21 protein-coding genes are annotated in these 19,802 nt (G+C 63.2%); 13 read left to right on the top strand and 8 right to left on the bottom strand.

Translation table 11 applies throughout. The features are described from left to right. Window position 1: 1 nt before the first annotated feature. The 3 genes from guaD to NKI70_RS12145 all read left to right on the top strand — a co-directional run bounded on the left by guaD (window position 2) and on the right by NKI70_RS12145 (window position 3,338). On the top strand, window positions 2-1,315 hold the full coding sequence (gene guaD / locus NKI70_RS12155) for a guanine deaminase (protein WP_352697151.1): 1,314 nt from the start codon (window positions 2-4) through the stop codon (window positions 1,313-1,315). 75 nt (window positions 1,316-1,390) lie between these two features. After that, window positions 1,391-1,897 (top strand): heme-degrading domain-containing protein, encoded by a 507-nt coding sequence (locus NKI70_RS12150; protein ID WP_352724630.1) that lies wholly within the window; start codon window positions 1,391-1,393, stop codon window positions 1,895-1,897. Window positions 1,898-2,072: 175 nt separating this feature from the next. After that, window positions 2,073-3,338: a glycerate kinase type-2 family protein gene (locus NKI70_RS12145; RefSeq protein ID WP_352697148.1), complete on the top strand. Its 1,266-nt coding sequence runs from the start codon at window positions 2,073-2,075 to the stop codon at window positions 3,336-3,338. A gap of 1 nt (window position 3,339) precedes the next feature. Here NKI70_RS12145 and NKI70_RS12140 read toward each other — a convergent pair whose 3' ends face one another. From NKI70_RS12140 to NKI70_RS12130, 3 genes are all read right to left on the bottom strand, one after another. Then, a complete protein-coding gene (locus NKI70_RS12140; protein WP_352697429.1) occupies window positions 3,340-4,062 on the bottom strand; it encodes a UdgX family uracil-DNA binding protein in 723 nt (240 codons plus the stop codon). Window positions 4,063-4,148: 86 nt separating this feature from the next. Beyond that, the gene (locus NKI70_RS12135) at window positions 4,149-5,570 is read right to left on the bottom strand and encodes a glutamine synthetase family protein (protein ID WP_352697146.1); all 1,422 of its coding nucleotides are present in this window, start codon (window positions 5,568-5,570) and stop codon (window positions 4,149-4,151) included. Between the two features lie 14 nt (window positions 5,571-5,584). Continuing rightward, the gene (locus NKI70_RS12130) at window positions 5,585-6,958 is read right to left on the bottom strand and encodes an aspartate aminotransferase family protein (RefSeq protein WP_352697144.1); all 1,374 of its coding nucleotides are present in this window, start codon (window positions 6,956-6,958) and stop codon (window positions 5,585-5,587) included. Window positions 6,959-7,124: 166 nt separating this feature from the next. Between NKI70_RS12130 and NKI70_RS12125 the strand changes: the two genes are divergently transcribed. Next, window positions 7,125-7,577 carry a hypothetical protein gene (locus tag NKI70_RS12125; protein WP_352697142.1) on the top strand — a complete coding sequence of 151 codons (453 nt, stop codon included), beginning with the start codon at window positions 7,125-7,127 and terminating at the stop codon, window positions 7,575-7,577. 11 nt (window positions 7,578-7,588) lie between these two features. Here NKI70_RS12125 and NKI70_RS12120 read toward each other — a convergent pair whose 3' ends face one another. Beyond that, on the bottom strand, window positions 7,589-8,563 hold the full coding sequence (locus NKI70_RS12120; RefSeq protein WP_352697140.1) for a WD40 repeat domain-containing protein: 975 nt from the start codon (window positions 8,561-8,563) through the stop codon (window positions 7,589-7,591). A gap of 257 nt (window positions 8,564-8,820) precedes the next feature. Next, window positions 8,821-9,888, bottom strand: a complete 1,068-nt coding sequence (locus tag NKI70_RS12115) for a CobW family GTP-binding protein (RefSeq protein WP_352697138.1) — start codon at window positions 9,886-9,888, stop codon at window positions 8,821-8,823. Between the two features lie 197 nt (window positions 9,889-10,085). On the opposite strand from NKI70_RS12115, the gene NKI70_RS12110 reads away from it, so the two are divergent. Together NKI70_RS12110 and NKI70_RS12105 are read left to right on the top strand one after the other, a co-directional pair. Continuing rightward, complete coding sequence (locus tag NKI70_RS12110; RefSeq protein ID WP_352724629.1) at window positions 10,086-10,808, top strand: intradiol ring-cleavage dioxygenase; 723 nt, start codon at window positions 10,086-10,088, stop codon at window positions 10,806-10,808. Window positions 10,809-11,011: 203 nt separating this feature from the next. Further along, window positions 11,012-11,494, top strand: coding sequence for a MarR family winged helix-turn-helix transcriptional regulator (locus tag NKI70_RS12105; RefSeq protein ID WP_254816029.1), 483 nt, complete (start codon window positions 11,012-11,014; stop codon window positions 11,492-11,494). Between the two features lie 2 nt (window positions 11,495-11,496). Here NKI70_RS12105 and NKI70_RS12100 read toward each other — a convergent pair whose 3' ends face one another. Beyond that, window positions 11,497-12,270 carry an AraC family transcriptional regulator gene (locus tag NKI70_RS12100; RefSeq protein WP_352724661.1) on the bottom strand — a complete coding sequence of 258 codons (774 nt, stop codon included), beginning with the start codon at window positions 12,268-12,270 and terminating at the stop codon, window positions 11,497-11,499. Between NKI70_RS12100 and NKI70_RS12095 the strand changes: the two genes are divergently transcribed. The 6 genes from NKI70_RS12095 to NKI70_RS12070 all read left to right on the top strand — a co-directional run bounded on the left by NKI70_RS12095 (window position 12,223) and on the right by NKI70_RS12070 (window position 16,529). Continuing rightward, a complete protein-coding gene (locus NKI70_RS12095; RefSeq protein ID WP_352635070.1) occupies window positions 12,223-12,357 on the top strand; it encodes a hypothetical protein in 135 nt (44 codons plus the stop codon). The genes NKI70_RS12100 and NKI70_RS12095 overlap by 48 nt on opposite strands. 64 nt (window positions 12,358-12,421) lie before the next feature. After that, complete coding sequence (locus tag NKI70_RS12090; protein WP_352620712.1) at window positions 12,422-12,829, top strand: DUF2000 family protein; 408 nt, start codon at window positions 12,422-12,424, stop codon at window positions 12,827-12,829. 197 nt (window positions 12,830-13,026) lie between these two features. Further along, entirely contained in the window at window positions 13,027-13,911 is an 885-nt protein-coding gene (locus NKI70_RS12085) for a DMT family transporter (protein ID WP_352620714.1), read from the top strand. A gap of 68 nt (window positions 13,912-13,979) precedes the next feature. Then, complete coding sequence (locus NKI70_RS12080; protein WP_023676245.1) at window positions 13,980-15,002, top strand: LacI family DNA-binding transcriptional regulator; 1,023 nt, start codon at window positions 13,980-13,982, stop codon at window positions 15,000-15,002. Beyond that, on the top strand, window positions 14,999-15,979 hold the full coding sequence (locus NKI70_RS12075) for a 2-hydroxyacid dehydrogenase (RefSeq protein WP_352620716.1): 981 nt from the start codon (window positions 14,999-15,001) through the stop codon (window positions 15,977-15,979). Before NKI70_RS12080 ends, NKI70_RS12075 begins: the two co-directional genes overlap by 4 nt. Before the next feature lie 154 nt (window positions 15,980-16,133). After that, complete coding sequence (locus NKI70_RS12070; RefSeq protein WP_352454732.1) at window positions 16,134-16,529, top strand: hypothetical protein; 396 nt, start codon at window positions 16,134-16,136, stop codon at window positions 16,527-16,529. Window positions 16,530-16,543: 14 nt separating this feature from the next. Here NKI70_RS12070 and NKI70_RS12065 read toward each other — a convergent pair whose 3' ends face one another. Beyond that, window positions 16,544-17,317, bottom strand: a complete 774-nt coding sequence (locus NKI70_RS12065) for a gamma-glutamyl-gamma-aminobutyrate hydrolase family protein (RefSeq protein ID WP_352620718.1) — start codon at window positions 17,315-17,317, stop codon at window positions 16,544-16,546. 284 nt (window positions 17,318-17,601) lie between these two features. On the opposite strand from NKI70_RS12065, the gene NKI70_RS12060 reads away from it, so the two are divergent. Beyond that, a complete protein-coding gene (locus tag NKI70_RS12060) occupies window positions 17,602-18,711 on the top strand; it encodes a TRAP transporter substrate-binding protein (protein WP_352469878.1) in 1,110 nt (369 codons plus the stop codon). A 65-nt stretch (window positions 18,712-18,776) separates the two neighbouring features. On the opposite strand, the gene NKI70_RS12055 is transcribed toward NKI70_RS12060, so the two are convergent. After that, complete coding sequence (locus tag NKI70_RS12055; protein ID WP_352697136.1) at window positions 18,777-19,799, bottom strand: zinc-dependent alcohol dehydrogenase family protein; 1,023 nt, start codon at window positions 19,797-19,799, stop codon at window positions 18,777-18,779. Window positions 19,800-19,802: the final 3 nt, after the last annotated feature.

Here is a 19,802-nt window from a genome sequence, read left to right as displayed (position 1 = left end):
CATGACCAGCACGCTCCTGCGCGGCCGCACGCTGTCGTTTTTGCGCTGGCCAGAAACCATCGACGACCATTCCGCCTGGCATTACGAGCAAGATGGCGGCCTGCTGATGCGCGACGGCAGGATCGTTGCCGCGGGCGCCTATGCCGAGGTCGAGAAAAAGGCGGGCGAGGGAACAAAAAAAATCGACCACAGGCCGCATCTGCTGCTGCCCGGATTCATCGATGCGCACGCGCATTTTCCGCAGATGCAGGTCATCGCTTCCTTCGGCGCCGAGCTGCTCGACTGGCTGAACACCTACACTTTTCCGGAAGAGACAAAATTCCAGAACGCCCAGCATGGCCGCCGTATCGCCAGGCTGTTCCTGGATGAAGTATTGCGGCATGGCACCACGACAGTCGCGGCCTATTGCTCGGTACACAAGGAATCTGCCGAGGCGTTCTTTGCCGAGTCGCACGACCGCAACATGCTCAACATCGCCGGCAAGGTGATGATGGACCGCAACGCGCCGGACGGCGTGCTCGACACGCCGCAATCGGGCTATGACGACAGCAAGGCGTTGATCGATGAGTGGCACGGCAAGGGGCGCCAGCACTATGCCATCACGCCGCGCTTCGCCATCACCTCGTCGCCCGAGCAATTGGAGATGGCGGGCGCGCTCTGCCGCGAATATCCTGATCTGCACATGCAGACGCATCTGTCGGAAAACCACGCCGAGATCGCCTTCACGCAGCAATTGTACCCGCAGACGCGGGACTACACCGACGTCTACGAACACTATGGGCTGCTCGGGCGCAGAAGCCTGTTCGGCCATTGCATCCACCTGTCGGAACGCGAGGCGGATGCGCTTTCGGATAGCGGCTCGGTGGCGGTGTTCTGCCCGACCTCCAACCTGTTTCTCGGCTCGGGCCTGTTCGATTATCAGCGCTATAGCCGCCGCGAGAAGCCGCTTCGCATCGCCGCCGCCACCGATGTCGGCGGTGGCACCAACTATTCGATGCTGCGCACCATGGACGAGGGCTACAAGGTGATCGCGCTGAACGGCGAGAAGCTCAATCCGTTCCAGTCCTTCTGGCAGCTGACCCGCGGCAATGCCGAGGCGCTGTCGCTTGCGGAAAAGATCGGCACCCTGGAGGAAGGCAGCGACGCCGATATCATCGTGCTCGACGCCTGCGCCACGCCGGCGATGCGGCTGCGGGTGGAGACGGCGGACACGCTCGCCGAGGAATTGTTTCTGCTGCAGACGCTCGGCGACGACCGCGCCGTGCGCGAGGTCTATGTCGCCGGCCGGGCGGCCAAGGCGGATATAGCGGTTTAGCCGTCGTATGCGGCCGGCTTGACCGGGCGGCAGCCATCCGCCAAAGCAACAGGCGAGATCGACAAGGGGAACGACATGGCCGTTGCGGACGACATCGCTCTGATCAAGAAACAGGAAGCCACGCTTGTCTTTTCGGCCTTCGATGAAGCCGTCTCTTTCGAGATCGGCTCGGCGATCCGCGACCGGGCTCTCAAGGAAAACCTGCCGATCATCGTCGATATCAGAACTTTCGACCGGCCGTTGTTCTATGCGGCAATGCCCGGCTCGAACGCCTCCAATCCGGACTGGGCGCGGCGCAAGATCAACGTCGTGCGGCGGTTCCTGAAAAGCACCTACCGCATTGTGCTGGAGCAGCAGCGCCCCGACCGCAGCTTCAAGCCCGGCGAGGGGCTGGACGTTGCCGACTATGTGCTGGCCGGTGGCGGCTTTCCCATCACTGTCAAGGGCGCTGGCGTCATCGGCGTGATCGCCGTCTCCGGTCTACCGGAGCGCGAGGACCACGGAGTGGTCGTCGATACGCTGTGTAGCTACTTGGGCGTCGATAGCCAGGAGTTGGTCCTGCCGCCGGAGGCAACATCGTGACGTTGGCGCTGCCCCTCATCCGCCTGCCGGCACCTTCTCCCCGCGTAGTGACGGGGAGAAGGGAAACGCTCCAACGCTGGCGATCCCCTCTCCCCGTCTCTATACGGGGAGAGGGTAAGGGTGAGGGGCAGCGCAAACGCCGCAGAAGCTCGCACAGCGTCCGTGGTAGCTCAGTATGACCGCGCTCGATCCCAAGTCCTTTCTCATTTCGATCTTCAACGCCGCCGTTGCCGCCGCCGATCCCCAGAGGACGATCAAGGATCATTTGCCCGCAAGGCCGAAGGGACGGATGATCGTCATCGGTGCAGGAAAAGGCTCGGCGCAGATGGCGGCGGCTTTCGAGAAAGTGTGGGACCGGCCGATCGAAGGTTTGGTCGTCACCCGCTACGGCTATGGCGCGGCCTGCCGGCGCATCGAGATCATCGAGGCGGCGCATCCGGTGCCGGATGCCGCGGGGCTGGAGGCCTCGCGACGGCTGCTCGAAAAGGTCCAGGGACTGACTGCGGACGACCTCGTCGTGGCGCTCATTTCGGGCGGCGGCTCGGCGCTGCTGCCGTCACCTGCCGAAGGTCTGACGCTGGCCGATGAGGTCGCTGTCAACGAGGCGCTGCTCGCCTCCGGCGCGCCGATCGCCGCGATGAACACCATCCGCAAACATGTTTCCACGATCAAGGGCGGCAGGCTGGCGGCCGCTGCCTATCCAGCCAAGGTGGTGTCGCTGGTGGTCTCCGACATTCCGGGCGATAACCCGGCGCTGGTCGCTTCCGGCCCGACCGTTCCCGATTCCGGCAGCCGCGAAGATGCATTAGCGTCGATCGCCGCCTATGACATGAAATTACCGGCTTCAGTGATGGCGCACATCAATTCGCCGGCCGCCGATGCACCGCGCGTCGATGATCCGCGTTTTTCGCGCAACGAGGTACATCTGATCGCCTCGGCCGGCGTATCGCTGGAAGCGGCTGCGGCCGAAGCCGGGTACCAAGGTATCGAAGCGGTCATTCTCTCCGATTCCATCGAGGGCGAGGCGCGTGAGGTCGGCGGCGTCCACGCTGCAATCGCGCGCGAAGTGGCGACGCGCAACCGGCCATTCGCAAAACCGGTGCTGATCCTGTCGGGCGGCGAGACGACCGTGACCTTGCGCGCGAAAGGCAAAGGCGGCCGCAACTCGGAATTCCTGCTCGCCTTCGCCATTGGGATCAGCGGCATGGCGGGCGTCCACGCACTGGCCGCCGACACCGACGGCATTGACGGTTCGGAAGACAATGCCGGCGCCTTCGCCGACGGCTCGACAGTGTCGCGGATGCGTAAGGCGGGCGTCGATGCCAAGGCCATGCTTGCCGGCAACAACGCCTGGACGGCATTCAGTGCCGTAGATGACCTTTTCGTACCCGGTCCGACCGGCACAAACGTCAACGATCTCCGGGCTATATTGATCAAATAGCTCAGGCGGCCATCAGCTTTTTCACCGCTCTCATATCCTGCAGGAACCGGTCGCGTTCTGCCTGCTTGTCCGCCGGCTCGCGAATGCGCAGGATGAAGGACGGGTGGATGGTGACGAAGACACGCAAGCCATCGTCGCGCTCCACGACGGCCCCGCGCATCTTCATGATCGGCACCACCTTGCCAAGCAGCGCCTGCGCCGCCGTTGCGCCGAGCGCCACCGCCAGATTGGGCTTGATCAGATCGATTTCCTTGTCGAGCCACCAGCGGCAAGCCTGCACCTCGCCGGCGTTCGGCTTGGAGTGGATGCGCCGCTTGCCGCGCGGCTCGAACTTGAAATGCTTGACCGCGTTGGTGACGTAGACTTTCAGCCGATCGACGCCGGCATCGTCCAGGATCGCGTCAAACACCTTGCCCGCCGGACCGACGAAGGGCTTGCCCGCCAGGTCCTCCTGGTCGCCCGGCTGTTCGCCGACGAAGATCACCTTGGCTTTATCAGGGCCTTCACCGAACACGGTCTGCGTGGCGTCGTGCCATAGCGGACAGCGGCGGCAGATCTTGGCCGTTTCGCGCAGTTCAGGAATCGTCCTGGCGTCGATTTCTGTCGTTTCCGGAGACTTGCTTGCAGGCAAGCGTCTTGCCTGCACCTTGGCATGGTGCGGCGTCGGGGTTGTCTGCATCCTGGCGATCATGACTAAGGCGGCCTTGTTCGCTCCTGCAATCAGACACGCAATGAGCAAAGCCCGCCGAAGGTTCCGTTGAAATTATTCCGCATGGGCCTTCGACGGCGGATGGCCGACGATGTGATGCCCTACACCTCGTGCAGATAGAGGTGATAATCCAGTTCGCTGACCGTGCGCGCCACGCGCAGATATTCCGATTGCTTGATCGCCACGAACGTCCGGTGCAGGTCTTCGCCCAATGCGCCCTTGAGGAAGGTCGACGCCCTTGCCGCCTCGATCGCGGCACGCCAGTCGACCGGCATCGTCGTGCGCGTGACGGCCGATTCGTAGCCATTGCCGGTGGTTTCGGGACCGGGATCGAGGCCTTCGTCGAGGCCTTTGACGACACCGGCCAGCACCGTTGCCGCCACCAGGTAAGGATTCGCGTCGACGCCCGATGGCCGGTGCTCGATGCGGCGGTTCTTGGCATCGCCGGCCGGCACACGCAGTGCCACCGAACGGTTGTTGACGCCCCAGGTCGGCGCCACCGGCGCATAGGATTGCGAGACGAAGCGCCGCCATGAATTGGCATGCGGCGCGAAGACCAGCATCGATTCCGCCATCGTCTGGATCAGTCCGCCGAGGCTGCGCAGCAGCGGCAGAGACCAGCTTTCGCCGCCGGTTTCGGCAAAGACATTCTTGCCGGCATCGTCCAGCAGCGAGACATGAAAATGCATGCCCGAGCCGGCATATTTCTCGATCGGCTTGGCCATGAAGCAAGCGGTGACCCCATGACGGCGCGCCTGCGCCCGCACCAGTCGCTTGAGCATCACGAGATCGTCGGCCGCCCGCATCACATCCTTGCGGTAGTTGAGCGTCAGCTCGTACTGGCCGGGCGCATATTCCGAGATGACCGTCTCGGCCGGGATGCCTTGCACCTTGGCTGCGGCGTAGATGTCGGAAAACAGCGGCTCCATGCCGTGTAGATGGTCGACGGAATAGACCTCCGTCTTGGCCGAGCGGCGTCCGTCAAGCACCGCGTGCGCCGGCTGCACCTTGCCTTCGGCATCGCGCTCGTTGGCGAGCAGGAAGAATTCGAGCTCGAAGGCGCCGGCCGGATGCAGGCCCTTGGCCGCGAGGATGTCTACCTGGCGGGCGAGTGCCAGCCGCGGGTCGGACGACATCGGCTGGCCATCGAGATGGTACATCGCCATCAGCACCTGGCCGCGCGGCGGCTGGGTGGCGAACAGCGGCACCAGTGTGCCGGGGATCGGCCACGCCCGCAGGTCGCCGTCGCCCGTCGTCCAGATCAGCCCGGTCTCGTGAACATCCTCGCCGGTGATGTCGAGGCCGAGGATCGAGATCGGCATGTGCCGGCCCCCCTCGAAGATGCTCATCAACTCATGCCGGCGCACGATCTTGCCGCGCCCGACGCCATTGGCGTCGGTCAGCACGATGTCGAACGCTTCGATCTCGGGATGAGCGTCGAGAAAGGCCTGCGCCTCGGCGGGCGTCGAGCCGGAAGGGGATGTCGTGACCAGGTTCAAACTTTGCTTGGGCGCTTGTTTCATGCCGCAAGCTTGTCTCACGCCGTAAGCTTTGCCGCAACCGCGCCGAAGGCAGTGATCAGCCGGTTCACCTGGGCGGCGCTGGTCGCAGGAGAGATCAGCATCATGTTGTGGAAGGGTGCGATCAGCACGCCGCGATTGACCAGCGCGACATGGATTGCCGCCTCGAGCTCCGGCACGTGCGCAGCTTCCGCTTCGCCGCCGTTCCTCAGCGGGCCCGGCGCGCAGATGAACTCGACACGGGCACCGACGCGAGCAACATGCCAGGGCAGACGATAGCGATCGATGACGGCGGTCAGCCCGGCGTCGAGCCGCCGCGCCAGATGGTCCATATGGCTGTAGTTCTCGTCGGTCATGACGTATTCGAGCGTGGCGCGCATCGCTGCGAATTGCAGCGGATTGGCCGACAGCGTTGTCCCCATGCCGGAGTAGCCGGGCTCTTTCCGGCTGATATAAGCGGCATAGCGGGCGGCAACGTCTTCGCTCATGCCCCAGACGCTCGCCGGTACGCCGCCGGCAATCGGCTTGCCCAGCACGAACAGGTCCGGCTCCAGCCCGTATTTGCTTGTATAGCCGCCGGGACCGGTCGAAATTGTATGCGTCTCGTCGATTAGAAGCAGCGTGCCGGTCGCACGGGTGAGACGCCGCAAGCCATCATGAAAGCCGGCTTCGGGCAGCACCATGCAGGAATTGGTCAGCACCGGCTCGGCGATGACGCAGGCGACATCGTTGCCCCGGAGTGCCGCCTCGAGCGCCGGCAAATCGTTGAACTCGATGACATCTGTCGCCCGGGTCAGGTCGCGGAATTCGCCGGCCAGTCCCGGTCGATTCACCGCTTTCCCGGCGACCAGCCGCACCATCGTCTCGTCGACCGAGCCATGATAGCAGCCGTTGAAGACCAGTATCTTCTCCCGGCCGGTAACGGCGCGGGCAACCCGCAGCGCGAAGCGGTTGGCATCGGTCGCCGTCGTCGCGATCTGCCACGACAGCAAACCGAAGCGCTGCTGCAGCAACGGTCCGATGGCCAGCGCGTCTTCGGAAGGTAGCATATAGGTCAGTCCTCGTCCGGCCTGCCGGCGGATGGCGCGGGCGACCGGCGGCGGCGAATGGCCGAACATCGAGCCGGTGTCACCAAGGCAGAAATCGTCCAGCCGATTGCCGTCGATGTCGGTGATCGCAGCGCCCTTGGCACTGTCGACCAGGATCGGGAACGGCGTCGGCCAGTCGTTCATCCAGTGCATCGGCACGCCGCCGAAGAAACCGGGCAGGCCGTTGCCGGCCTTCGCCGCCGATTTCGGCCGCGCCTTGCGGAAGGTTTCCGCCTCGGCCTCGCGCAGCGAACGAATGCGGGTGTTGATGCCACCGATGGAAGTCTTCGAATGATCCGACATGAGCGCCTCTTTCGTGCGTCACTCTAGCCAGTTGGTGTCCGGAACGGCAATTGGCCGCGCGGCTGCCCCACAATGGTTCAGCAACTATGGTGAAGAGAACGGATGCTTGACCCCGAAGCTTCTTAGGGGATCAATGGGGCAGGGTTCGTGCCTTTGGGGAAAGAAAATGCGGGGAATCATCTGCGCGGCAGTGCTGCTGTCGTCGGTCGGCACGGCCTTGGCGAGCGGCGGCATCTGGTGCTCCGCCGACGACACGGCCGTGGAATTCCAGGTCGAGGCTGGCGTTACAAGGGGCATGGGTGGGCCGACCTTCAACTTTCGCGGCGATCTCGAAATCAAGGCGCGGCCGGCCGGCGACAGTCTGCGCAAGACGGTCTTCGAGGATTCAAACCTGACGCAATACTGGCTCGACGGTAAGGAATTGCGGCTGAACATCTACCGCGAACACCAGGTCGCAGACACCTACAATTATGTCGAACTGACAATCCTGACCAAGACCAGCGACGAAGGCGTCTATGACGGCCAATACACGCTGGCTATTTATGACGCCGCGGCGGACACGGACAAGGATGGCAAGCCGGTTGAACTCAACGGCAAGGTATCCTGCGGAGCCGAGTAACTTTTCTCGATCTAAGCCGAAATATCGATGACGCCGCAGTCGCCGGCAGCGCTGCCGAAGGCGACGCGGCGCTCCTGCCTGTCCCACATCATCGCGGTGATGGCGCCTTTGCCGGGCCGGCGCAGAAGCACCTCCTTGGCGTCGGCGAAGCGCACCGCCATCACCATGCCGTCGTCATAGCCGACAGCGACGACATCCTGGCTCGGATGGCAGGCGACGGTGGTCACCATGGCGTTGCCGCGCGTGCCGAGCTCCAGCGGCGCCTTGCCCATCGGGCCGTCCTTGCCCGAAAACGGCCAGACGATCGCCGCCGGCGCGCCGGAGCTGGCCAGCCATTTGCCCTTGGGCGCCCATGACAGGCTTTTCACCTTGCCGGGATAGCCGCTCATGCGCATGTGCTTGCCGTCCGCGAGCTTCCAGCCATGCAGCGCGTTTTCCTGCATGGTGGTGACGAGGAAGGCGCCGTCCGGCGAGAAAGTGATGCCGGTATGCGCGCCGGCCCATTCGAGCTCGACCGGCTTGCCCTCGGCCGCCGGGAAATGCAGCGTCGCGCCATTGTAGCGGGCGACGCCAAAGCGCATACCCTTGGGCGAAAAGGCCAGTCCCTCGACGGAGCGCGGATGCGCGAATTCTTTCGTCTTGCCGTCGGCAAAGCGCACATAGGCGGTCTTGCCCGACGCGAAGGCGATGGCGCCTTGCGGCCCTGCAGCGACGCTGGTGATCCATTTCTTGCCGGCGCTCGCCAATTCCCCGGCCTCGCCGCCAGCGGTGACGGCAAAGACCTTGCCGTCCTCGCCGCCGGTGATCAGCCGGTCGTTGGCCACGTCATGGAAGGCGGCGAGCAGCCCGTCATTGGCCTGCACCGTCTTGTGGCCATGGTCGAGCCGGTGGATCGCGCCGTCGGCCAGCGCGAAATGCGGCACGTCGCCGAGGAAGACGGCGGCAACGCAGTGGCCTTCGAGATCAAGCGGGGCGACGGTGGGCATGCGAACTGTTCCATTAGATTGTTTGGTCGCCTTGCCGCCATTGGAGGAAAGCGTGGCTAGGTTCGACGCGACCTTCTCCCCTTGTTGTGGGAGAAGGTGGATTGGCGCGCAGCGCCAAGACGGATGAGGGGTGCTGGAACGAGCGCCGTCGATGCCAAGCTGGAGCACCCCTCATCCGACCGAGCTTCGCTCGGCCACCTTCTCCCACAAGGGGAGAAGGACAGAAGGGGCAGCGCTAACGTTATAAGATCTGGAAATCAAGCCGCCTGGCAGGCCTCGAAACTCTTCTTCAGCCGCTCGGCGTCGAGATCGCGGCCGATGAACACCAGCCGGCTCTCGTGTTTCTCGCCATCCTTCCAGGCGCGCTGGTGGTCGCCCTCGATGATCATGTGCACGCCCTGGATGACATAGCGCTCGTCATCGCCCTTGAGCGCGATGATACCCTTCAGCCGCAGGATGTTCGGGCCTTCCATCTGGGTGATCTTCTCGATCCAGGGGAAGAATTTCTTCGGATCCATCTCGCCGCCGCGCAGCGACACCGACTGCACCGACACGTCATGGATGTCGGAAGGATGCGCGTGATGATGCCCGTCATGATCGTGGTGATCATGGCCGTCGTGATCATGGTGATGGTGGTCATGATCATGATCATGATGGTCGTGATCGTCATGCGCCTCGAGGAAGTGCGGATCGTTCTCCAGCGCCCGGGACAGGTCGAACGCACCGCGATCGAGCACCTCGGACAGCGCCACGCTGGCGCGTGTGGTGCGATGGATTCGTGCCGCCGGGTTGATGGCGCGGATCGTCGCCTCCACCTTGCTCAGCTCTTCGGGGGTGACCAGATCGGTCTTGTTGAGTACGACGACATCGGCAAAGGCGATCTGGTCCTCGGCCTCTCGGGAATCCTTCAGACGCAGCGGCAGGTGCTTGGCGTCGACCAGCGCCACGACCGCATCGAGCCTGGTCTTGGAACGCACGTCGTCGTCCATGAAGAAGGTCTGCGCCACCGGCACGGGATCGGCGAGGCCTGTGGTCTCGACGATGATGGCGTCGAAGCGGCCAGGCCTGCGCATCAGGCCTTCGACGACGCGGATCAGGTCGCCGCGCACGGTGCAGCAGACGCAGCCATTGTTCATCTCGTAGATTTCCTCGTCGGATTCCACGATCAGCTCGTTGTCGATGCCGATCTCGCCGAATTCATTGACGATGACGGCGTAGCGCTTGCCATGGTTTTCCGAAAGGATGCGGTTGAGCAGTGTCGTCTTGCCGGCGCCGAGATAGCCGGTGAGGACGGTTACGGGGATCTGCGTCTGTGCGTCGCTCATATTGTGCCTCGAATAGGGATTGTCGGCTCCATATAGGATGTGTGCTCGGCTTTTGCACGAGGCAAACCGGTGGGCCAAAGAGGGGCTGGTATTGCCGAACTTTCCTCACATTACCGAACTTTCATTGGCGCCGCCTGACAGCGGGCCCTAGATAGGCGGGGTCATTTGCGGAGCTGTTCGCGTTGAAGAGGCGCCAGATGTCCGACAAGTCGTTGCCACTAAGCCGTCGGCAGGCGCTCGGTCTCGTTGCGGTTACCGCTGGCGGCATATTCCTGCCCGCCGGTGCAAGGGCCGGGCAGGTTTCGCCCTATGCCGGGCTTGCTTTGTTCGAAGCCGGTGCCGGCGTCTGCGCCATCACGCCCGAGGTCACCGAAGGGCCGTTCTATTTCGACCCGAAGCTCGAACGCGCCGATATCACCGAGGGCAAGAAGGGCATCGGCCTCAATGTGCGGCTGCAAATCGTCGACGCCGCCTGCCAGCCGCTTCCCGGCGCACGCGTCGATATCTGGCATTGCGACGCCCAAGGCAGCTATTCCGGCTATCCCGGACAGGGCGACGGGCAGGATATCGACACGTCCGGCCAGAGCTTTCTCCGCGGCTGGCAGAGAACCGATGAAAGCGGCATCGCTTCTTTCGCCACCATCTATCCCGGCTGGTATCGCGGCCGCACCACCCACATCCATTTCAAGATCTTCCCCGACGACCGCTCGGTGATGACCGGCCAGATGTTCTTCCCCGACAGCCTCAGCGAGCAGATATTCGCCACCGTCGCGCCTTATAAAGATCGCCCCGGCAAACACGATACATCGAACGCGCGGGACGGCATTGCGCGGCAGGCCGGGCCGCTGTCGCAGGCAGCGCTGCGGGAAATGGCGGACGCCTATCAGGCGTTGATGGTGGTCGCGGTGAAAGCCGGTTGAGAACACCTCGTCACGTCCCCATCCAGCCATTGCGGAAAGTCGTTTGTCATCTAACTGAAATAAACATCTGGCATTAGCCACGGCGAACACCGCGAAGCTTGCCGGCAAAGCTATTTTCCGAGCCGGAATGTTTTCGATCGTCATTGCCAATCGGCGGCCTGCTTCTATGCTGTCCGCTCCGGTTCGGCCGAGGAGGGATGAGCATGGCCAAGGCGGACAAGACTGCAACAATGAGCCGGCTGCATTCGGCGGCGCGGCTGGCGCGCACGGCGCTCGCCGCCCGGCTTCTGGCGCATGGTTTCTATGCCGGCCAGGACCAGATCATGCTGGCGCTCGACCGCGAGGACGGGCAGACGCCCGGCAACCTTGCCGGCCGCCTCGGCGTGCGTCCGCCGACCATCACCAAGACCATCAACCGGCTGCAGGCGCAGGGCTTTCTGGAGAAGCGGGCCTCGTCCGCCGATGCCCGCCAGGCGCATATTTTCCTCACCGACACCGGCCGCGAAATCATCCACGCCATCGAGAAGTCGGTGAAGAAGACCGAAAAGCAGGCATTGAAGGGTCTCGACAAGAAGGATCAGAAAGCGCTGTTCAAGCTGCTTGCCCGCGTCGAGGCGAACCTGTCGAACGGCGAAATGGTGCTCCCAGATGACGAACTGGATATCGAGGACAAGATGCTTGAATAAGGTCACGCGTTCGCCGCTGACGGCCGTCGCGTCAGTGCCGACCAGCGTCCCGGTGTGACGCCGAACGCCTTTTTGAAATGCCGATTGAAATGGCTTTGGTCACTGAAGCCGGCTGCGATGGCGATTTGCGCCAGTGGCTCGTCGGCTTCGATCATCCGACGGGCTCGTTGAAGCCGGCGCATCAACAGGAACCGGTGCGGGCTGGTGGAGAAGGTGGCGCGGAAATGCCGCGACAGGGCATAACGGTCCAATCCGGTTATCGCCTCCAATTCATCCGAACGTACGATCCGCGCGACATTTTCCTCCAGATAGTCGCGCGCCAGGCTGGCGGCGCGCCACGCAGTTTTCGCTACCGGTTTCGTCGGCTGACCGGCGTGCCGGGCCAAGCTTTGCATAAGCTGCGTCATGAAATCGACGACAAACAGCTCGTCCAGTTCCTGATTCAACGGCCCGAGCGCCGAAAGCAGCGTCGCCCGGAGATCGCGGTCTGTCACCACGGCATTCCCGACGAATGGTAGTGATCCGCCGCCGAGACAATCGAGCATCAGGGACGGCTCCAAATAGAGCATTCTGTATCGCAAGCCGTCTTCGGTGCCGGCACCGCCATCGTGCAGTTCGTCGGGATGAAGGATAATGATCTGGCCAGGCAGGCTCTGATGCGTTTGGCCGCGATAGCGGAAGCGCTGCACGCCATAAAGCGTCACCCCGATCGCATAGGTGTCGTGGCGATGGAGATCGAAGGCATTGCCGTGGAACCGGGCCTCGATGCGTTCCATCCCGGCAGCACCGGGTGCCGGTACGATGCAGTTCTCGGCTGCATCCACGCACAAACGTCCAAGACCCTGAAAGGCTTCCCGGTCTAGATCGTGCGCCATCGCTTCACTCGCAGCCTCGGATTGGCCCCCTTTTCGGATTGGAAACTGTCGCATGTTCGATACGAAATTTGCAATCGTGCTCAAGGATGATCTTCCCGTCTGGCAAAAGCTCAATGTCACCGCCTTTCTGACCAGCGGCATCGTCGCGCAATTTCCCGACATTATCGGCCACCCCTACCGTGATCGCGCCGGCAATATCTACAACCCGCTGTCGATCCAGCCGGTCATCGTGCTTTCGGCGGACGGCCAGACGCTCGGCGCGATCCAGCGGCGGGCGCTGGAGCGTGGTGTGACGGTTTCGCTCTATGTCGAGGATATGTTTTCGACCGGGTATGATCTGGCCAACCGCGCCGTCTTTGCCGAATTTGCGCCGGAGGATGCCAAGGTGGTCGGCATCGCGCTTCGCGCCGAAAAGAAGCTCGTCGACAAGATCACCAAGGGCGCCCGCATGCACGCCTGAGTCGTCGGCCACTAGGTCGGCCACTGGGAAACAAACTGAGCCTGTCGGCGGCTGTCGTTGTGCCAGACTGTTTTGGCTTGCCCGCAGGCGACAATTGCCGCATTGGTGAGGGACCGCCTTGCTTCCCGTCCGGCCTGAAATTGAATGCTCCCCCAAGACAAGACGAAAGCGCGACATCGCCGGCGGCGATCCTGTGCATGCTTTCCGTCTATGTGTTTTTCACCTTCCTCGACACCAGCAGCAAGTACCTTGTGCTGGCCGGCGTCTCGGCGCTGATCGTCGCCTGGACCCGCTTCGCGGTCCATGTGCTGATCGTCGGCGTCTTTCTGCACGGATGGCGTGAGCCGCTGCGCTTTCGTCCCGCCAACCTGCCGGCGCATCTCACGCGCGGTCTGCTCCTGTTCGGATCGACGATATGCAACATTCTCGCGCTGCGGACGCTGCAGCTGGCGGAAACCACCTCGATCTACTTCTTCGGCCCGATGGTGATCACCGCGCTTGCCGGTCCGTTGCTAGGGGAATGGGCCGGCTGGCGGCGTTGGCTGGCGATCATGAGCGGCTTTGTCGGCGTCCTCATCATCACCCGGCCGGGCATCGGGGTTTTTGGCGTCGGCCATCTCTTTGCGCTCGGCTCGATGCTATCGAACAGTTTCTACGTCATCATGACGCGCCGCATGTCGGCTACGGAAACCTCGGAAAGCCTCATCCTGTTTTCGGCGCTGGCGCCGGCCGTGCTGCTGCTGCCGACACTGCCGTTTTCGCCTTCGCTGCCGCAGGATGGCTGGCACTGGTTCATATTGCTGATGCTTGGCGTCTTCGGCGCCATCGGTCATTGGCTTCTTGTGCAGGCCTATCGCCTTGCCACCACCACGGCCCTGGCTCCCTATCCCTATTCGCAGATGATCTGGATGATCATCTCCGGCCTGATCGTCTTCAACCAGTTTCCCGATCGCTGGACGCTGGTCGGTGCCACAGTCATCGTCGCCAGCGGCCTCTACATCGTTCACCGCGAGCACCGGCTTCGCTTGCGCAACCGCGCGACGCTGGACGCGGAGGCGGAAGCGCTGGCAAAAAAACTTTGATTTGCGCGGGATCGATGGCATAAGAGCCGGCCTTTAAACAGTTTAAATTGCTTCGGGAGCGCAGGCCGCTGGCACAGAAGATCAAGCTTTCCACCATCGCGGATGCGCTCGGCGTGTCCACGGCCACGGTCTCGCTGGCCTTGCGCGACAGCCCGCTGGTCGCCGGCGGCACCCGCGATCGCATCAAGGAACATGCCCGCGCCATCGGCTATATCTACAACCGCCGCGCCGCCAGCCTGCGCACCTCGCGCTCGGGTATTGTCGGCGTCGTCGTCCATGACATCATGAACCCGTTCTTTGCCGAGATATTGCGTTCGATCGAGAGCGAACTCGACCGCAGCCGGCAAACCTTCATCCTGTCGAACCACTACGACCAGCTCGAGAAACAACGCACCTTCATCGACACGCTTCTGCAACTCGGCGCCGACGGCGTCATCATGTCGCCGGCCATCGGCACGCCGCCCGAAGACATAATCATGGCCGAGGAGAACGGTCTCCCGGCAGTGCTGATTGCACGCACCGTCGAAGGTGCCGACGTGCCGGTGTTTCGCGGCGACGATGCCTATGGCACCGGGCTTGCTACCAATCATCTGATCTCGCTTGGCCACAAGCGCATCGCAATGATCGGCGGTACCGACCAGACCTCGACCGGCCGCGACCGCTATCAGGGATATGTCAACGCCATGGAGGCGGCAGGGCTTGAGGTCAGGCCGTCCTGGCGCATCGCCGGCCCGCGCACCAAGCAGGCCGGCTTCGAGGCTGCCGGGCAGTTCCTGGCGCTGAAGGACAGGCCGACCGCGGCCTGCTGCTGGAATGACCTCGTCGCCATCGGCCTGATGAACGGCATCGCGCGCGCTGGTCTGGTGCCGGGCATCGACATCTCCGTTACCGGCTATGACGACCTCGAGGAGGCGGCGATCGCGACGCCTGCGCTAACCACCGTCTGGAACGGCCAGCGCGAGGTTGGCCGCCGCGCCGCCAGCGCGCTGCTCGACAAACTCAACGGACAGACGGTGCGGCCGTCGCAGGAACTGATCAAGCCGGAACTGCATGTGCGCCAGTCGACCGGCAAACCGGTGGAACGTGCATGACAAAAACCAAACAGCAAGCTGTCGCCATTCTGGTGCCGGGCCAGTTCAACGATCATGCGGTCGGCCGCATCGACGGGGTGTTCAGCCGCGTCCGGATCGAACGCGCCGATCCGTCGCTGGTCACCGACGAGATGCGCCTTACGGTGCGCGGCATAGCCGCCTTTGGCGGCATAAGCGCCGCGTTAATGGACGCGCTGCCAAAGCTCGAGATTATCGCCAATTTCGGCGTCGGCTATGATTCGGTCGATGTCCGCCACGCCGCACAGCGCGGCATCATGGTCACCAACACACCGGATGTGCTGACCGAAGAGGTCGCCGATACGGCGCTCGGCCTGTTGATCAATACCATCCGCGAACTGCCGCGCGCCGAGGCCTGGCTACGCCACGGAAGCTGGCTGCGCAACGGCAACTATCCGCTGAGCCGGCTGACCTTGCGCGGGCGCCATGTCGGTATCTTTGGCATGGGCCGCATCGGCCTCGCCATTGCCCGCCGGCTCGACGCTTTTGGGCTGCCCATTGCCTATCACAACCGGCGCCGCGTCGAAGGCCTGTCCTATGACTATCACCCGACGCTGAAAGGTCTCGCCGAGGCGGTCGACACACTGATCTCGGTGGCGCCCGGCGGGGCTTCGACGGAAAAGGCCGTCAATGCCGAAATTCTCTCGGCTCTTGGGCCGAACGGCGTCTTTGTCAACATCGGCCGGGGCAGCACGGTCGACGAACCAGCCCTTGCCGCCGCACTTGCCAGCGGCAGCATCGCCGCTGCCGGGCTAGACGTCTTTGCCGACGAGCCGAATGTGCCAGCGGCGTTGCTTGCCGCGCCCAACACCTCGCTTTTGCCGCATGTCGGCTCAGCCTCGCAGCACACCCGCCGCGCCATGGCGGACCTGTGCGTCGACAATCTGGTCTCGTGGTTTTCGCAGCGAAAGGCGCTGACGCCGGTGCCGGAGACGGCAAATGTCAAGGCAAGGCCGTAAGCGGGCTGCCATATCTATTAACTTCAGCTTAACCCTTCGGAATCATTCTGGTCCCTTCGCGGTGTATGTCCGCCTGACAGGACATGACAGCAAGATGAAGCGCGCCTCCCTGATCTCTTCGAACCGGCGCGCTTGAAATGCGCGGAGAACCAGGATGAAGACGCTTCCTGCATTGATGGCAGTCGCTGTGCTGTTCGGCAGCGCCCAGCTGTTTTACGCCGGTAGCGGTGAAAGCCGTGCAGCCAGTGAGTCACCGCCTTCATCCGGCAACTACAGGCTGGTAGCCCATGGCGACGAGGGGTCTTGTGCGGTCAGCCGCGGCGCCGAGATTTCGCAAGGTCTGTCGCTGTTGACGGTCGCAGCAAATTGCCGCCGGGTGTTGCCCGGCGTCGAGCAGGCGAAGTTCTGGCGAGAGCAGGATGACGGCACGGTCACCTTCAGCGCCAACGGCACCGATCCGATCGTCATGTTCTCAGTCGCCGACGGCGATGGTTACGAATCCTACGCGCCGGCGCTGCCGCTGCTGACGCTGGCGTCGGCCGGCAACTAGCGAGCGCGGCAGGACTATTCCGCGGCTGCGCGCGCACCCGATTTCGCCGCCTGATGCAGGCGCACCGCATCGCCGAATGCGCGAAATATCTTTACCGAGATACTGTCCGATTTGACCCAGTATTCGGGATGCCACTGGACGCCGACGGCGAAAGCCCGTGCATCGCGCACCGAAACCGCCTCGACAGTGCCGTCGGCGGCGACCGCTTCGACCTGCAGCTTTGGGCCAAGCCGGTCGATGGCCTGGCGATGCACCGAATTGACCATGATGTCGCCGGCGCCGAAGACCCCGGCCAGGCAGCTGCCGGGTTTTATCGCCACGCTCTGGCGGATGGCGAAGCGTTCGTCCTGATTGTCGCTTGCCGGCGCACGATGATCGAGCGAACCGGCGCGTTCCTGGATTTCGGTGGCCAGCGTGCCACCCAGCGCCACATTCATCTCCTGGATGCCGCGGCAGATGGCGAGCAATGGCACCCCGCGCTCCACCGCCCGGCGGATCAGCGGCAGCGTGGTGGCGTCGCGGGCGGGGTCGTAGGGACCATTGGCTTCGCTGGCGTCACCGCCATAGAGCGAGGGATGAACGTTCGATTTGGAGCCGGTGACCATGACGCCGTCGACGGCGGAAAGCAGTTCGTCGAAGTCGAGCCGGTCGGCGAAGGATGGTACCAGCAGCGGGAACACGCCTGCACCCGAAAGCGCCGCTTCGAGATATTGCTGTGGCGCGGCATGCCAGGTGTAATTGTCGAACTGGCGGACATCGGTCGATACGGCGACGAGCGGCTGGTGCATTTGGTCCGGATCCCATCGGGTGCAACGAATTATCTGCCTGCAAAATAGGCGATCCGAAGGCGCATTTCCATGGCAAGTTTCGGCGTGTCGCGTAGGCCAGTTAATCGACCTTAGACTATAGTTGCAAGATCTGGCCCAACGCCGTGAATTTCCCCGAAATGCGGCGCTCAAACCGGGCTACCGTGCTGGACTCGACTCCTTGCCTGTGTATTGTCGGCTCGAAGCCGATCCGGGCGCCGAAGTGTCCCGAATGTCGGTCAGTGGATCCAAAAGGGAGGAACTTCATGGATCGTCGTTCGTTCATCCGCAAGGCCGGCACCACCGGTTTCGGCGCTGCGGCCGCTGCCGCGACACTTGCCGCGCCGGCCATCGCCCAGTCCAATCCGAAAGTGACCTGGCGACTGGCGTCGTCCTTCCCGAAGTCGCTCGATACGATCTATGGCGGCGCCGAAGTGTTTTCCAAGATGCTGTCGGAGGCGACCGACGGCAACTTCCAGGTCCAGGTCTTCGCCTCCGGCGAACTCGTTCCCGGCCTGCAGGCCGCCGATGCCACCACAGCCGGCACGGTCGAGGCCTGCCATACCGTGGCATACTATTACTGGGGCAAGGACCCGACGTGGGCGCTGGGAGCGGCGGTTCCGTTTTCGCTCAACGCGCGCGGCATCAACGCCTGGCACTATCATGGCGGCGGCATCGATCTGTTCAACGAGTTCCTGGCGACGCAGGGTCTGTTCGGGCTGCCGGGCGGCAATACCGGCGTGCAGATGGGTGGCTGGTTCCGCAAGGAGATCAAAACGGTCGCCGACCTTTCCGGCCTCAAGATGCGTATCGGTGGTTTTGCCGGCAAAGTGGTGCAAAGGCTCGGGGTGGTTCCGCAGCAGATCGCCGGTGGCGACATTTATCCGGCGTTGGAAAAAGGCACGATCGACGCCGCCGAATGGGTCGGCCCTTACGACGACGAGAAGCTCGGCTTCTATAAGGTTGCGCCCTATTACTACTATCCCGGCTGGTGGGAAGGTGGACCGACCGTCCATCTGATGTTCAACAAGGCGAAATACGACGAACTTTCGCCGGCTTACAAGTCGCTGGTGCACACTGCCGCCCAGGCGGCCGATGCCAACATGCTGCAGAAATACGACTACCTCAACCCGGCGGCGGTGAAGCGGCTGGTTGCCGGCGGTGCCAAGTTGAGCCCATTCAGCCAGGAGATCATGGCCGCCTGTTTCGAAAAGGCCAACGAAGTCTATGCCGAGATGGAAGCCTCGAACGCGCCGTTCAAGAAGATCTGGGATTCGATCAAGGCGTTCCGCAAGGAGCATTATCTCTGGGCGCAGGTGGCCGAGTACAACTATGACACCTTCATGATGGTCCAGCAGCGCAACAGCAAGCTCTGATCCTGTTGCTCCGCGGCGCCAGCGTTCCTTTCGGGACACTGGGGCCGTAGTGCATTCATTTGCGATCAGCCGGGCACCACCACGACTTTGACCTCACCTGCCGCCGGCGGGTTGGCAATGATCGCCACCGCCTCGTCGAGGCTGACTTGTCGTGATATCAGCCGATCTACTTCGATCGCCCCCGAGGCGATAAGATCGGCGGCCCGGCGATGGGTAAAGGGGTTGAGGAAGGAACCCAGGACCTTCAACTCACGGAATAGGAGATCGAACGGTTCGAACGCCACTTTCATGCCTTGCGGCATCACGCCGACGACGACGACGGTGCCGCCCGCTTTGGCCAGCCGCATCGCCTGCTCAACAGTGTCTTTCACGCCGGCGCATTCGAACACCACGTCGACGCCGCCCGGCATCAAACCCGACCGGCCGACGATCGCATCGATGACATCGAAGGCGCTGGGATCGAGCGTCGCCGTTGCGCCAAATTGCTCGGCAAGAGCCCGCCGCGAGGCCTGACGGGTCGACAAGATAATGGTCGTCGCACCGGCGAGCTTTGCCAGCTGAACGGTGAGCAGGCCGATCACGCCGCCGCCGAGCACCGCGACCGACGAGCCTGGTTTGATCGCGGCAAGGTCCACGCCATGCAGGCAGCAGCCGAGCGGCTCGCAGAAAGCACCATGCGTAGGCTTCAGATCGCCTGGCAAGACGAAGGCCTGTTTCTGTGGCAGGACAAGATATTCGGCAAAGCCGCCATCGCAATGGATGCCGATGGCGCGTAGATTGCCGCAGAGATTGACCCGGCCGGCCTGACAATGCTCGCATCGGCCACAGGCAATGTTGGGATCGCCGGTGACGCGGTCGCCGACGGAAAAGCCGGATACGCCAGGTCCGACCGCCTCGACGATGCCGGAGAATTCATGCCCGAGCGTCACCGGCGGCGTGCACGGGAATTCACCATGGAAAAGATGCCTGTCGGTGCCGCAGACGCCGCACGCCTCGATGCGCACCAGCAGATCGTTCGGCCCGGCGGTCGGTTTCTCGGCCTCGCACACGGCGAGGCTGCCCACTCGCTCCAACCGAACCGCCTTCATGGC

The organism is Mesorhizobium sp. M0500, assembly GCF_040321165.1.
Taxonomy (GTDB): Bacteria; Pseudomonadota; Alphaproteobacteria; order Rhizobiales; family Rhizobiaceae; genus Mesorhizobium.
This window is presented reverse-complemented; position numbering and strand designations above follow the sequence as displayed.

Excerpts from the sequence above, each read along its gene's own strand:
- NKI70_RS12065 (WP_352620718.1), bottom strand. The coding sequence starts at position 17,317 with ATGCACCAGCCGCTCGTCGCCGTATCGACCGATGTCCGCCAGTTCGAC.
- NKI70_RS12115 (WP_352697138.1), bottom strand. The coding sequence starts at position 9,888 with ATGAGCGACGCACAGACGCAGATCCCCGTAACCGTCCTCACCGGCTAT.
- NKI70_RS12120 (WP_352697140.1), bottom strand. The coding sequence starts at position 8,563 with ATGCCCACCGTCGCCCCGCTTGATCTCGAAGGCCACTGCGTTGCCGCC.
- NKI70_RS12085 (WP_352620714.1), top strand. The coding sequence starts at position 13,027 with ATGCTTTCCGTCTATGTGTTTTTCACCTTCCTCGACACCAGCAGCAAG.
- NKI70_RS12150 (WP_352724630.1), top strand. The coding sequence starts at position 1,391 with ATGGCCGTTGCGGACGACATCGCTCTGATCAAGAAACAGGAAGCCACG.
- NKI70_RS12135 (WP_352697146.1), bottom strand. The coding sequence starts at position 5,570 with ATGAAACAAGCGCCCAAGCAAAGTTTGAACCTGGTCACGACATCCCCT.
- NKI70_RS12105 (WP_254816029.1), top strand. The coding sequence starts at position 11,012 with ATGGCCAAGGCGGACAAGACTGCAACAATGAGCCGGCTGCATTCGGCG.
- NKI70_RS12075 (WP_352620716.1), top strand. The coding sequence starts at position 14,999 with ATGACAAAAACCAAACAGCAAGCTGTCGCCATTCTGGTGCCGGGCCAG.
- NKI70_RS12090 (WP_352620712.1), top strand. The coding sequence starts at position 12,422 with ATGTTCGATACGAAATTTGCAATCGTGCTCAAGGATGATCTTCCCGTC.
- NKI70_RS12130 (WP_352697144.1), bottom strand. The coding sequence starts at position 6,958 with ATGTCGGATCATTCGAAGACTTCCATCGGTGGCATCAACACCCGCATT.
- NKI70_RS12125 (WP_352697142.1), top strand. The coding sequence starts at position 7,125 with ATGCGGGGAATCATCTGCGCGGCAGTGCTGCTGTCGTCGGTCGGCACG.
- NKI70_RS12070 (WP_352454732.1), top strand. The coding sequence starts at position 16,134 with ATGAAGACGCTTCCTGCATTGATGGCAGTCGCTGTGCTGTTCGGCAGC.
- NKI70_RS12095 (WP_352635070.1), top strand. The coding sequence starts at position 12,223 with ATGGAGATCGAAGGCATTGCCGTGGAACCGGGCCTCGATGCGTTCCAT.
- NKI70_RS12100 (WP_352724661.1), bottom strand. The coding sequence starts at position 12,270 with ATGGAACGCATCGAGGCCCGGTTCCACGGCAATGCCTTCGATCTCCAT.
- NKI70_RS12055 (WP_352697136.1), bottom strand. The coding sequence starts at position 19,799 with ATGAAGGCGGTTCGGTTGGAGCGAGTGGGCAGCCTCGCCGTGTGCGAG.
- NKI70_RS12110 (WP_352724629.1), top strand. The coding sequence starts at position 10,086 with ATGTCCGACAAGTCGTTGCCACTAAGCCGTCGGCAGGCGCTCGGTCTC.
- NKI70_RS12145 (WP_352697148.1), top strand. The coding sequence starts at position 2,073 with ATGACCGCGCTCGATCCCAAGTCCTTTCTCATTTCGATCTTCAACGCC.
- guaD (WP_352697151.1), top strand. The coding sequence starts at position 2 with ATGACCAGCACGCTCCTGCGCGGCCGCACGCTGTCGTTTTTGCGCTGG.
- NKI70_RS12060 (WP_352469878.1), top strand. The coding sequence starts at position 17,602 with ATGGATCGTCGTTCGTTCATCCGCAAGGCCGGCACCACCGGTTTCGGC.